Source organism: Pseudomonas sp. RP-B7 (assembly GCF_059803535.1).
Window position 1 is genome coordinate 82,944 of sequence record NZ_JAPFHC010000004.1, and the last position, 12,331, is coordinate 95,274.

General features: G+C 61.7%; 10 protein-coding genes. All 10 read left to right on the forward strand.

Annotated elements, in window-relative coordinates; genetic code table 11:
• Positions 1-19 precede the first annotated feature (19 nt).
• The 10 genes from nuoC to nuoM all read left to right on the forward strand — a co-directional run bounded on the left by nuoC (position 20) and on the right by nuoM (position 12,325).
• A complete protein-coding gene (nuoC, locus tag OPU96_RS06225) occupies positions 20-1,804 on the forward strand; it encodes an NADH-quinone oxidoreductase subunit C/D (protein WP_192296564.1) in 1,785 nt (594 codons plus the stop codon).
• Between the two features lie 2 nt (positions 1,805-1,806).
• A complete protein-coding gene (nuoE, locus tag OPU96_RS06230) occupies positions 1,807-2,304 on the forward strand; it encodes an NADH-quinone oxidoreductase subunit NuoE (protein ID WP_192296565.1) in 498 nt (165 codons plus the stop codon).
• Complete coding sequence (gene nuoF / locus OPU96_RS06235) at positions 2,301-3,656, forward strand: NADH-quinone oxidoreductase subunit NuoF (protein WP_135307454.1); 1,356 nt, start codon at positions 2,301-2,303, stop codon at positions 3,654-3,656. The genes nuoE and nuoF overlap by 4 nt, the downstream gene beginning before the upstream one ends.
• 134 nt (positions 3,657-3,790) lie before the next feature.
• On the forward strand, positions 3,791-6,505 hold the full coding sequence (gene nuoG, locus OPU96_RS06240; protein WP_305391090.1) for an NADH-quinone oxidoreductase subunit NuoG: 2,715 nt from the start codon (positions 3,791-3,793) through the stop codon (positions 6,503-6,505).
• The gene (gene nuoH, locus OPU96_RS06245) at positions 6,502-7,509 is read left to right on the forward strand and encodes an NADH-quinone oxidoreductase subunit NuoH (RefSeq protein WP_017137518.1); all 1,008 of its coding nucleotides are present in this window, start codon (positions 6,502-6,504) and stop codon (positions 7,507-7,509) included. Before nuoG ends, nuoH begins: the two co-directional genes overlap by 4 nt.
• 11 nt (positions 7,510-7,520) lie before the next feature.
• Entirely contained in the window at positions 7,521-8,069 is a 549-nt protein-coding gene (nuoI, locus tag OPU96_RS06250) for an NADH-quinone oxidoreductase subunit NuoI (protein WP_003174725.1), read from the forward strand.
• A 9-nt stretch (positions 8,070-8,078) separates the two neighbouring features.
• Complete coding sequence (gene nuoJ, locus OPU96_RS06255; protein ID WP_003174726.1) at positions 8,079-8,582, forward strand: NADH-quinone oxidoreductase subunit J; 504 nt, start codon at positions 8,079-8,081, stop codon at positions 8,580-8,582.
• 2 nt (positions 8,583-8,584) lie between these two features.
• Complete coding sequence (nuoK, locus tag OPU96_RS06260) at positions 8,585-8,893, forward strand: NADH-quinone oxidoreductase subunit NuoK (RefSeq protein WP_003174727.1); 309 nt, start codon at positions 8,585-8,587, stop codon at positions 8,891-8,893.
• Positions 8,890-10,743 carry an NADH-quinone oxidoreductase subunit L gene (gene nuoL / locus OPU96_RS06265; RefSeq protein WP_498558848.1) on the forward strand — a complete coding sequence of 618 codons (1,854 nt, stop codon included), beginning with the start codon at positions 8,890-8,892 and terminating at the stop codon, positions 10,741-10,743. The genes nuoK and nuoL overlap by 4 nt, the downstream gene beginning before the upstream one ends.
• A 49-nt stretch (positions 10,744-10,792) precedes the next feature.
• The gene (gene nuoM, locus OPU96_RS06270) at positions 10,793-12,325 is read left to right on the forward strand and encodes an NADH-quinone oxidoreductase subunit M (RefSeq protein ID WP_010209575.1); all 1,533 of its coding nucleotides are present in this window, start codon (positions 10,793-10,795) and stop codon (positions 12,323-12,325) included.
• Positions 12,326-12,331 lie beyond the last annotated feature (6 nt).

A 12,331-nucleotide genomic window follows, 5' to 3' on the forward strand; every position in this document is an offset into this window, starting at 1 on the left:
CGAAAGCGATAAAAAAACCATGACTACAGGCAGCGCTCTGTACATCCCGCCTTATAAGGCAGACGACCAGGATGTGGTCGTCGAACTCAATAACCGTTTCGGCCCTGACGCCTTCACCGCCCAGGCCACACGTACCGGCATGCCGGTGCTGTGGGTGGCGCGCGCCAAGCTCGTCGAAGTCCTGACCTTCCTGCGTAACCTGCCCAAGCCGTACGTCATGCTCTATGACCTGCATGGCGTGGACGAACGTCTGCGCACCAAGCGTCAAGGGCTGCCGAGCGGCGCCGATTTCACCGTGTTCTACCACTTGATGTCGCTGGAGCGTAACAGCGACGTGATGATCAAGGTCGCGCTGTCCGAAAGCGACCTGAGCGTCCCGACCGTAACCGGTATCTGGCCGAATGCCAGCTGGTACGAGCGTGAAGTCTGGGACATGTTCGGTATCGACTTCCCCGGCCACCCGCACCTGACGCGCATCATGATGCCGCCAACGTGGGAAGGTCACCCGCTGCGCAAGGACTTCCCTGCCCGCGCCACCGAATTCGATCCGTTCAGTCTCAACCTCGCCAAGCAACAGCTTGAAGAAGAGGCCGCGCGCTTCCGTCCGGAAGACTGGGGCATGAAACGCTCCGGCACCAACGAGGACTATATGTTCCTCAACCTGGGCCCGAACCACCCTTCGGCCCACGGTGCCTTCCGTATCATCCTGCAACTGGACGGCGAAGAAATCGTCGACTGCGTACCAGACATCGGCTACCACCACCGTGGTGCCGAGAAGATGGCCGAACGTCAGTCGTGGCACAGCTTCATCCCGTACACCGACCGTATCGACTACCTCGGCGGCGTGATGAACAACCTGCCGTATGTGCTCTCGGTCGAGAAACTGGCCGGCATCAAGGTGCCAGACCGCGTCGACACCATCCGCATCATGATGGCCGAGTTCTTCCGGATCACCAGCCACCTGCTGTTCCTGGGTACCTACATCCAGGACGTCGGCGCCATGACCCCGGTGTTCTTCACCTTCACCGACCGTCAGCGCGCCTACAAGGTCATCGAAGCCATCACCGGTTTCCGCCTGCACCCGGCCTGGTATCGCATCGGTGGCGTGGCCCACGACCTGCCGAACGGCTGGGAACGCCTGGTTAAAGAGTTCATCGACTGGATGCCAAAGCGTCTGGACGAGTACCAAAAGGCCGCGCTGGACAACAGCATTCTCAAGGGCCGTACCATCGGCGTCGCCCAGTACAACACCAAGGAGGCCCTGGAGTGGGGTGTCACTGGTGCTGGCCTGCGTTCCACCGGCTGTGATTTCGACGTGCGTAAAGCCCGCCCGTACTCCGGCTATGAGAACTTCGAGTTCGAAGTACCGCTGGCAGCCAATGGCGACGCCTACGACCGTTGCATCGTGCGCGTCGAAGAAATGCGCCAGAGCCTGAAGATCATCGAGCAGTGCATGCGCAACATGCCGGCAGGTCCGTACAAGGCGGATCACCCGCTGACCACGCCGCCGCCGAAAGAGCGCACGCTGCAGCACATCGAAACCCTGATCACGCACTTCCTGCAGGTTTCGTGGGGTCCGGTCATGCCGGCCAACGAATCCTTCCAGATGATCGAAGCGACCAAGGGTATCAACAGTTATTACCTGACGAGCGATGGCGGCACCATGAGCTACCGCACCCGGATCCGTACCCCAAGCTTTGCCCACTTGCAGCAGATCCCTTCGGTGATCAAAGGCGAGATGGTCGCGGACTTGATCGCGTACCTGGGTAGTATCGATTTCGTTATGGCCGACGTGGACCGCTAAGCATGAACAGCACGCTTATCCAGACAGACCGTTTCACCCTGAGTGAAACCGAGCGCTCGGCCATCGAGCACGAGCTGCATCACTACGAAGACCCGCGCGCGGCGTCGATCGAAGCCTTGAAGATCGTCCAGAAGGAACGTGGCTGGGTGCCGGACGGCGCCCTCTACGCCATCGGCGAGATCCTCGGCATCCCTGCCAGCGACGTTGAAGGCGTGGCTACGTTCTACAGCCAGATCTTCCGCCAGCCAGTGGGCCGCCACATCATTCGCGTGTGCGACAGCATGGTCTGCTACATCGGCGGCCACGAATCGGTGGTCGACGCGATCCAGACCAAACTCGGCATCGGCCTCGGCCAGACCACTGCAGACGGGCGCTTCACCCTGCTGCCGGTGTGCTGCCTGGGCAACTGCGACAAGGCGCCGGCGTTGATGATCGACGACGACACATTCGGTGACGTACAGGCAGCTGGCGTGACCCAATTGCTCGAGGGCTACCCATGACCCTGACATCTTTCGGCCCGGCCAACCTGATCAAGCGTTCGCCTGAAACCCACCCGCTGACCTGGCGCCTGCGTGACGATGCCGAGCCGGTATGGCTCGACGAGTACCAGGCCAAGAACGGTTACGCGGCGGCGCGCAAAGCCTTCGCCGACATGGCCCAGGACGACATTGTCCAGACCGTGAAGGACGCCGGCCTCAAAGGTCGCGGCGGTGCAGGCTTCCCAACGGGGGTTAAGTGGGGCCTGATGCCCAAGGACGAATCCATCAACATCCGCTACCTGCTGTGCAACGCGGATGAAATGGAGCCGAACACCTGGAAAGACCGCATGCTGATGGAGCAACTGCCCCATCTGCTGATCGAAGGCATGCTGATCAGTGCCCGCGCACTGAAAACCTACCGCGGCTATATCTTCCTGCGTGGCGAGTACACCACCGCCGCCAAGCACCTCAACCGTGCCGTGGAAGAAGCCAAGGCCGCGGGCCTGCTGGGCAAGAATATCCTCGGTTCGGGCTTTGACTTCGAACTGTTCGTGCACACCGGCGCCGGGCGATACATCTGCGGTGAAGAGACCGCACTGATCAACTCCCTCGAAGGCCGCCGCGCCAACCCGCGCTCCAAGCCGCCCTTCCCTGCCGCCGTAGGCGTGTGGGGCAAGCCGACCTGTGTGAACAACGTAGAAACCCTGTGCAACGTGCCGGCGATCATCGCCGACGGCGTGGACTGGTACAAATCGTTGGCCCGCGAAGGCAGCGAAGACATGGGCACCAAGCTCATGGGCTTCTCCGGCAAGGTCAAGAACCCTGGCCTGTGGGAACTGCCGTTCGGCGTGACCGCACGCGAGCTGTTCGAGGACTACGCCGGCGGCATGCGCGACGGCTACACCTTGAAAGCCTGGCAACCAGGCGGCGCCGGCACCGGTTTCCTGCTGCCCGAGCACCTCGACGCCCAGATGTATGCCGGCGGCATCGGCAAGGTCGGCACCCGGATGGGTACGGGCCTGGCGATGGCGGTGGACAACACCGTGAACATGGTCTCGCTGCTGCGCAACATGGAGCAGTTCTTTGCCCGTGAATCCTGCGGCTTCTGCACCCCATGCCGCGATGGCCTGCCGTGGAGCGTCAAGCTGCTGATGGCCCTGGAAAAAGGCGAAGGCCGCGAGGGTGACATCGAGACCCTGCTGGGCCTGGTCGGTTTCCTCGGCCCGGGCAAGACCTTCTGTGCTCACGCACCGGGCGCCGTAGAGCCATTGGGCAGCGCAATCAAATACTTCCGCTCGGAGTTCGAAGCCGGTATCGCGCCTACCAGCGCCGCCGTCCCGCCTCTGGCGAAGCCGATCGTAGTCGGCGCGTAACGCTTAAAAAGCGAAGGGTCCGTGCCCTTCGCTTTCTCATGTGCTGACGCCTTGATGGCTGTGTAGATGCACATGAATAACAAGATTCCATTAGCCACGCCCGCTGACAACGGGCCAACGAAGAACTTTGAACCATGGCCACTATCCACGTAGACGGCAAAGCGCTCGAAGTCGATGGGGCAGACAACCTGTTACAGGCGTGTCTGTCACTCGGCCTCGATATTCCGTATTTCTGCTGGCACCCCGCACTTGGTAGCGTCGGTGCCTGTCGCCAGTGCGCGGTCAAGCAATACACCGACGAAAACGACACCCGTGGTCGTATCGTCATGTCCTGCATGACCCCAGCCACCGACAACACCTGGATTTCCATCGACGATGAGGAATCCAAGGCGTTCCGCGCCAGTGTCGTCGAATGGCTGATGACCAACCACCCTCACGACTGCCCGGTCTGTGAGGAAGGCGGTCACTGCCACCTGCAAGACATGACAGTGATGACCGGCCACAACGAGCGCCGTTATCGCTTCACCAAGCGTACCCACCAGAACCAGGACCTCGGCCCGTTCATTTCCCACGAAATGAACCGCTGCATCGCCTGCTATCGTTGCGTGCGCTTCTATAAAGACTACGCCGGCGGCACCGACCTCGGCGTGTTCGGCGCCCACGACAACGTGTACTTCGGTCGCGTTGAAGATGGCGTGCTCGAAAGCGAGTTCTCCGGCAACCTCACCGAGGTCTGCCCGACCGGTGTATTCACCGACAAGACTCACTCCGAGCGCTACAACCGTAAGTGGGACATGCAGTTCGCCCCGAGCATCTGCCATGGCTGCTCCAGCGGTTGCAACATCTCCCCGGGCGAGCGCTACGGCGAACTGCGTCGGATCGAAAACCGCTTCAACGGTTCGGTCAACCAGTACTTCCTGTGCGACCGTGGCCGTTTCGGCTATGGCTACGTCAACCGCGAAGACCGCCCACGCCAGCCACTGCTGGCCAACGGCGGCAAGCTGAGCCTGGACGAAGCGCTGGATAAAGCCGCCGACCTGCTGCGCGGCCGCAATATCGTCGGTATCGGTTCGCCCCGCGCCAGCCTCGAAAGCAACTTCGCGTTGCGCGAACTGGTCGGTGCCGAGCACTTCTACAGCGGTATCGAAGCCGCTGAGCTGGAGCGCATCCGCCTGGTCCTGCAAGTGCTGAACGACAGCCCGCTGCCAGTCCCGAACATGCGCGACATCGAAGACCACGACGCGATTTTCGTGCTCGGCGAAGACCTGACCCAGACCGCTGCCCGCGTGGCCCTGTCGCTGCGTCAGTCGGTCAAGGGCAAGGCCGAAGAAATGGCCGACGCCATGCGCGTCCAGCCATGGCTCGACGCGGCGGTGAAAAACATCGGCCAGCACGCGCTGAACCCGCTGTTTATTGCCAGCCTGGCTGAAACCAAGCTCGACGACATCGCCGAAGAATGTGTGCACGCCGCACCAGACGACCTGGCCCGCATCGGTTTTGCCGTGGCCCACGCCCTCGACGCCAGCGCGCCTGCCGTCGAAGGCCTGGACAGCGAAGCCGTCGCACTGGCCCAGCGTATCGCCGACGCCCTGCTGGCCGCCAAGCGTCCATTGATCATTGCCGGCACCTCGTTGGGTTCCAAGGCGCTGATCGAAGCCGCCGCCAACATCGCCAAGGCTTTGAAGCTGCGCGACAAGAACGGTTCCATCAGCCTGGTCGTGCCGGAAGCCAACAGCCTTGGCCTGGCCATGCTCGGTGGCGAGTCCCTGGACGCCGGCCTGCAAGCGGTGATCGACGGCAACGCCGACGCCATCGTGGTGCTGGAAAACGACCTGTACACCCGCACCGATGCCGCCAAGGTTGACGCGGCACTGGACGCTGCCAAGGTCCTGATCGTCGCCGATCACCAGAAGACCGCCACCAGCGACCGTGCCGACCTGGTGCTGCCAGCCGCCACCTTCGCCGAAGGCGACGGTACCCTGGTCAGCCAGGAAGGCCGTGCCCAGCGCTTCTTCCAGGTGTTCGATCCGAAGTACATGGACGCCAGCATCCTGGTTCACGAAGGCTGGCGCTGGCTGCATGCCCTGCGCGCCACCCTGCTGAACCAGCCGATCGACTGGACCCAGCTCGACCACGTGACCGCTGCCACCGCCGCGAGCGCGCCGCAACTGGCCCGCATCGTCGACGCCGCGCCGTCCGCCGCGTTCCGCATCAAGGGCATGAAACTGGCCCGTGAGCCGCTGCGTTACTCCGGTCGTACCGCCATGCGCGCCAACATCAGCGTGCACGAACCGCGTACTCCGCAAGACACGGATACCGCGTTCGCCTTCTCCATGGAAGGTTACTCGGGGTCGGCCGAACCGCGTCAGCAGGTGCCATTCGCCTGGTCGCCGGGCTGGAACTCGCCGCAGGCCTGGAACAAGTTCCAGGACGAAGTCGGTGGTCATATCCGCGCTGGCGACCCGGGCACCCGCCTGATCGAAAGCACCGGTGATTCGCTGAACTGGTTCGCCGCCGTCCCGCGTCCGTTCAACCCGGCCCAGGGCACCTGGCAGGTTGTGCCGTTCTTCCACCTGTTCGGCAGCGAAGAGAACTCTTCCAAAGCCGCGCCGGTGCAAAGTCGCATTCCTGAAGCCTACGTGTCGCTGGCCAAGTCCGAAGCCGACCGCCTGGGCGTCAACGACGGTGCCCTGCTCAGCCTGACCGTGGCCGGCCAGACCCTGCGTCTGCCGCTGCGCATCAATGAAGAGCTGGGCGCTGGCCTGGTTGCACTGCCTAAAGGCATCGCCGGCATTCCAGCGGCGATCTTCGGCAAAACCGTTGACGGTCTGCAGGAGGCAGCGCAATGACTTGGTTCACTCCTGAAGTGATCGACGTGATCATCTCGGTGGTCAAGGCCATCGTGATCCTGTTGGCCGTGGTCGTTGCGGGCGCCCTGCTCAGCTTCGTCGAACGTCGCCTGCTGGGCTGGTGGCAGGACCGTTACGGTCCGAACCGCGTTGGCCCGTTCGGCATGTTCCAGATCGCGGCCGACATGCTGAAGATGTTCTTCAAGGAAGACTGGACCCCGCCCTTTGCCGACAAGGTGATCTTCACCCTGGCACCGGTGGTGGCCATGAGCGCCTTGCTGATCGCCTTCGCGATCATCCCGATCACCCCAACCTGGGGCGTGGCGGACCTGAACATCGGCTTGCTGTTCTTCTTCGCCATGGCCGGTTTGTCGGTCTACGCGGTGCTGTTCGCCGGTTGGTCGAGCAACAACAAGTTCGCCCTGCTGGGCAGCTTGCGGGCCTCGGCCCAGACCGTGTCCTACGAAGTGTTCATGGGCCTCGCGCTGATGGGCATCGTGGTGCAGGTCGGCTCGTTCAACATGCGCGACATCGTCGAGTACCAGGCGCAGAACCTGTGGTTCATCATTCCGCAGTTCTTCGGCTTCTGTACCTTCTTCATCGCTGGCGTCGCCGTGACTCACCGTCACCCGTTCGACCAGCCGGAAGCGGAACAGGAACTGGCCGACGGCTACCACATCGAATACGCCGGCATGAAATGGGGCATGTTCTTCGTTGGTGAGTACATCGGCATCATCTTGATCTCGGCCCTGCTGGTCACGCTGTTCTTCGGCGGCTGGCACGGTCCGTTCGGCATCCTGCCGCAGTTGGCGTTCTTCTGGTTCTTCCTGAAGACCGCGTTCTTCATCATGTTGTTTATCCTGCTGCGCGCTTCCATTCCGCGTCCACGATACGACCAGGTGATGGATTTCAGCTGGCGCTTCTGCCTGCCGCTGACCCTGATCAATTTGCTGGTGACGGCTGCCGTTGTGTTGTTGAACACGCCCGCCGGCGCGGTTCAGTGAGGATTTGACCCATGTTCAAATATATTGGCGACATCGTTAAGGGTACCGGTACCCAGTTGCGAAGCCTGGTGATGGTGTTCGGTCACGGCTTTCGCAAACGCGACACCCTGCAATACCCGGAAGAAGCGGTGTACCTGCCGCCGCGCTATCGCGGCCGTATCGTACTGACCCGCGACCCCGATGGCGAAGAGCGTTGCGTAGCCTGCAACCTGTGCGCCGTGGCGTGCCCGGTGGGTTGCATCTCCCTGCAGAAAGCTGAAACCGAAGACGGTCGCTGGTACCCGGACTTCTTCCGCATCAACTTCTCGCGCTGCATTTTCTGCGGCCTCTGCGAGGAAGCTTGCCCGACCACCGCAATCCAGCTGACCCCGGATTTCGAGATGGCCGAGTTCAAACGTCAGGACCTGGTGTACGAGAAAGAAGATCTTCTGATCTCTGGTCCCGGTAAAAACCCTGATTACAACTTCTATCGTGTTGCAGGTATGGCCGTTGCCGGTAAGCCGAAAGGCGCCGCACAAAACGAAGCCGAGCCGATCAACGTGAAGAGCTTGCTGCCTTAAGGAAGAAAGATGGAATTCGCTTTCTATTTCGCGTCCGGTATTGCAGTGGTGTCCACGCTTCGCGTGATCACCAACACCAATCCTGTGCACGCCCTGCTCTACCTGATCATTTCGTTGATCGCCGTGGCCATGACCTTCTTCAGCCTCGGCGCGCCGTTCGCCGGTGTACTGGAAGTGATCGCCTACGCTGGCGCCATCATGGTGCTGTTCGTGTTTGTGGTGATGATGCTCAACCTCGGGCCGGCTTCGGTCGCCCAGGAGCGCGTCTGGCTCAAACCCGGCATCTGGCTCGGCCCGGTCGTACTGGCAGCCTTGCTGCTGGGTGAACTGCTGTATGTGCTGTTCGCTCACCAGAGCGGCCAGGCCATCGGCCACACCACCGTAGACGCCAAGGCCGTGGGCATCAGCCTGTTCGGCCCATACCTGCTGGTGGTCGAACTGGCTTCGATGCTGCTGCTCGCTGCAGCCATCACCGCCTTCCACTTGGGCCGCAACGAAGCCAAGGAGCAATGACGATGCCTGCTATCCCTTTGGAGCATGGTCTGGCGGTCGCCGGCATCCTGTTCTGCCTTGGCCTGGTCGGCCTGATGGTCCGCCGTAACATTCTGTTCGTGTTGATGAGCCTGGAAATCATGATGAACGCTGCGGCACTGGCCTTCATCGTTGCCGGCGCACGTTGGGGCCAGCCGGATGGACAAGTCATGTTCATCCTGGTGATCAGCCTGGCAGCCGCCGAGGCCAGTATTGGCCTGGCGATCCTGCTGCAACTGTATCGTCGCTTCCACACGCTTGATATCGACGCTGCCAGTGAGATGCGCGGATGAACATGATCTTTCTGACTTTCGTATTTCCCCTGATCGGTTTCCTGCTGCTGTCGTTCTCTCGCGGACGCTGGTCGGAAAACCTCTCGGCCCTGGTGGGCGTGAGTTCCATTGGCCTGTCGGCGATCGTCGCCGCCTATGTCATCTGGCAATTCAACGTCGCGCCGCCGGAAGGCGGTCACTACACCCTGGTGCTGTGGCAGTGGATGTCGGTGGAGGGCTTCAAGCCCAACTTCGCCCTCTACGTCGACGGCCTGTCGATCACCATGCTTGGCGTGGTCGTCGGCGTGGGCTTCCTGATCCACCTGTTCGCGTCCTGGTACATGCGCGGTGAAGCGGGCTACTCGCGCTTCTTCTCGTACACCAACCTGTTTATCGCCAGCATGCTGTTCCTGGTGCTGGGCGATAACCTGTTGTTCCTGTACTTCGGCTGGGAAGGCGTAGGCCTGTGCTCGTACCTGTTGATCGGTTTCTACTACAGCAACCGCAACAACGGCAACGCGGCACTCAAGGCCTTTATCGTCACCCGTATTGGCGACGTGTTCATGGCCATCGGCCTGTTCATCCTGTTCCAACAGGTGGGCACGCTGAACATCCAGGAACTGCTGGTACTGGCGCCGCAGAAATTCCAGGTCGGCGACTTCTGGATCACCCTCGCTACCCTGATGCTGCTGGGCGGCGCCGTGGGTAAATCCGCGCAACTGCCATTGCAAACCTGGCTGGCGGATGCGATGGCCGGTCCTACCCCGGTTTCCGCACTGATCCACGCCGCAACCATGGTCACCGCCGGTGTCTACCTGATCGCCCGTACCCACGGCCTGTTCACCCTGGCGCCGGACATCCTGCACCTGGTGGGCGTCGTTGGCGGCGTGACCCTGGTACTGGCCGGCTTCGCCGCGCTGGTACAGACCGACATCAAGCGGATCCTCGCCTACTCGACCATGAGCCAGATCGGCTACATGTTCCTGGCCCTGGGCGTTGGTGCCTGGGACGCGGCGATCTTCCACCTGATGACCCACGCTTTCTTCAAGGCCCTGCTGTTCCTTGCTTCCGGTGCGGTGATCGTTGCCTGCCACCACGAGCAGAACATCTTCAAGATGGGCGGCCTGTGGAAGAAACTGCCACTGGCCTACGCCAGCTTCATCGTCGGTGGTGCCGCCCTGGCCGCCCTGCCGTTGGTGACCGCCGGTTTCTACTCCAAGGATGAAATCCTCTGGGAAGCCTTTGCCAGCGGTAACCAGAACCTGCTGTACGCAGGCCTGGTGGGTGCGTTCATGACCTCGCTGTACACCTTCCGCCTGATCTTCATCACCTTCCACGGTGAAGCCAAGACCGAAGCGCATGCAGGCCACGGCATCTCCCACTGGCTGCCTTTGTCGGTGCTGATCGTGCTGTCGACCTTCGTCGGCGCCATGATCACCCCGCCCCTGCACGGTGTACTGCCGCAAAGCGTCGGCCATGCCGGCGGCGAAGCCCAGCACAGCCTGGAAATCGCCTCGGGCGCCATCGCCATCGCCGGTATCCTGCTGGCAGCCCTGTTGTTCCTCGGCAAGCGTCGCTTTGTGACGGCCGTGGCCAACAGTGGCATTGGCCGCTTCCTGTCCGCCTGGTGGTTCGCTGCCTGGGGCTTCGACTGGATCTACGACAAACTGTTCGTCAAGCCTTACCTGGCCATCAGCCATGTACTGCGCAAAGACCCGCTCGACCAGACCATCGGTTTGATCCCGCGCGCCGCCAAGGCCGGTCACACCGCCCTGAGCCGCAGCGAAACCGGGCAACTGCGTTGGTATGCCGCTTCCATGGCTGCCGGTGCTGTGCTGGTTATTGGTGCCATCGTCGTGGTAGCGGTCTGACTATGAACACTGCCAACTTTGCGAACTTGCGAAAGGAAACGAGCCTGTCATGATTCTGCCCTGGCTAATCCTGATCCCCTTTATCGGCGGCCTGCTCTGCTGGATGGGTGAACGCTTCGGCGCCACCCTCCCCCGCTGGATTGCGTTGCTGACCATGTCCCTGGAACTCGCTCTCGGCCTCTGGCTGTGGGCCCATGGCGACTATTCATTTGCTCCGGCACCGGGCGTCGATCCCACCTTCGCGCTTGAATTCAAGCATGTGTGGATCCAGCGCTTCGGCATCAACGTGCACCTGGCCCTCGACGGCCTGTCGCTGTTGATGATCCTGCTGACCGGCCTGCTGGGTATCCTTTCGGTACTCTGCTCCTGGAAAGAGATCCAGCGTCACGTGGGCTTCTTCCACCTGAACCTGATGTGGATCCTGGGCGGTGTGGTTGGCGTGTTCCTCGCCCTCGACCTGTTCATGTTCTTCTTCTTCTGGGAAATGATGCTGGTGCCGATGTACTTCCTCATCGCGCTCTGGGGTCACAGTTCTTCGGACGGCAAGAAAACCCGGATCTATGCGGCGACCAAGTTCTTCATCTTCACCCAGGCTTCCGGCCTGATCATGTTGGTGGCGATCCTGGGTCTGGTACTGGTCAACTTCAACAACACCGGCGTGATTACCTTCAACTACGCCGACCTGTTGAAAACCAAGATGTCCCTGACCACCGAGTACATCCTGATGCTGGGCTTCTTCATCGCCTTCGCGGTGAAGCTGCCGGTGGTGCCGTTCCACTCCTGGTTGCCTGACGCTCACGCCCAGGCACCGACCGCGGGTTCCGTGGACCTGGCCGGTATCTTGTTGAAGACTGCCGCTTACGGCCTGCTGCGTTTCGCCCTGCCGCTGTTCCCGAATGCCTCGGCCGAGTTCGCGCCGATCGCCATGACCCTGGGTCTGATCGGGATCTTCTACGGTGCGTTCCTGGCCTTCGCCCAAACCGACATCAAGCGCCTGATTGCCTTCTCGTCCGTTTCCCACATGGGTTTCGTACTGATCGGCATCTACTCCGGCAGCCAACTGGCGCTGCAAGGCGCGGTGATCCAGATGCTGGCCCACGGTGTCTCGGCCGCTGCACTGTTTATCCTGAGCGGTCAGCTGTACGAGCGCCTGCACACCCGTGACATGCGTGAAATGGGTGGCGTGTGGTCGCGCATCGCCTACCTGCCGGCGATCAGCCTGTTCTTCGCCGCCGCGTCCCTGGGCTTGCCGGGTACCGGCAACTTCATCGGCGAGTTCCTGATCCTGATGGGGGCCTTCGTGCAGACGCCATGGATCAGCGCCATCGCAACGTCCGGCCTGGTGTTCGGTTCGGTCTACTCGTTGATCATGATCCACCGCGCCTACTTCGGCCCGGCCAAGTCCGACACCGTCCTGCAAGGGATGGATGCTCGCGAACTGATCATGGTGCTCGGCCTTGCGGTACTGCTGATCTACATCGGCGTGTACCCGCAACCGTTCCTGGACACTTCTGCCGCAACGATGCATGGCGTGCAGCAGTGGTTCGGCACCGCCTTCTCTCAACTCGCTTCGGCCCGGTAAGAGCGC

What these genes read in the sequence shown, in the direction of transcription:
- nuoE (WP_192296565.1), top strand. Translation starts at nt 1,807, where the DNA reads ATGAACAGCACGCTTATCCAGACAGACCGTTTCACCCTGAGTGAAACC.
- nuoI (WP_003174725.1), top strand. Translation starts at nt 7,521, where the DNA reads ATGTTCAAATATATTGGCGACATCGTTAAGGGTACCGGTACCCAGTTG.
- nuoL (WP_498558848.1), top strand. Translation starts at nt 8,890, where the DNA reads ATGAACATGATCTTTCTGACTTTCGTATTTCCCCTGATCGGTTTCCTG.
- nuoJ (WP_003174726.1), top strand. Translation starts at nt 8,079, where the DNA reads ATGGAATTCGCTTTCTATTTCGCGTCCGGTATTGCAGTGGTGTCCACG.
- nuoM (WP_010209575.1), top strand. Translation starts at nt 10,793, where the DNA reads ATGATTCTGCCCTGGCTAATCCTGATCCCCTTTATCGGCGGCCTGCTC.
- nuoK (WP_003174727.1), top strand. Translation starts at nt 8,585, where the DNA reads ATGCCTGCTATCCCTTTGGAGCATGGTCTGGCGGTCGCCGGCATCCTG.
- nuoF (WP_135307454.1), top strand. Translation starts at nt 2,301, where the DNA reads ATGACCCTGACATCTTTCGGCCCGGCCAACCTGATCAAGCGTTCGCCT.
- nuoG (WP_305391090.1), top strand. Translation starts at nt 3,791, where the DNA reads ATGGCCACTATCCACGTAGACGGCAAAGCGCTCGAAGTCGATGGGGCA.
- nuoH (WP_017137518.1), top strand. Translation starts at nt 6,502, where the DNA reads ATGACTTGGTTCACTCCTGAAGTGATCGACGTGATCATCTCGGTGGTC.
- nuoC (WP_192296564.1), top strand. Translation starts at nt 20, where the DNA reads ATGACTACAGGCAGCGCTCTGTACATCCCGCCTTATAAGGCAGACGAC.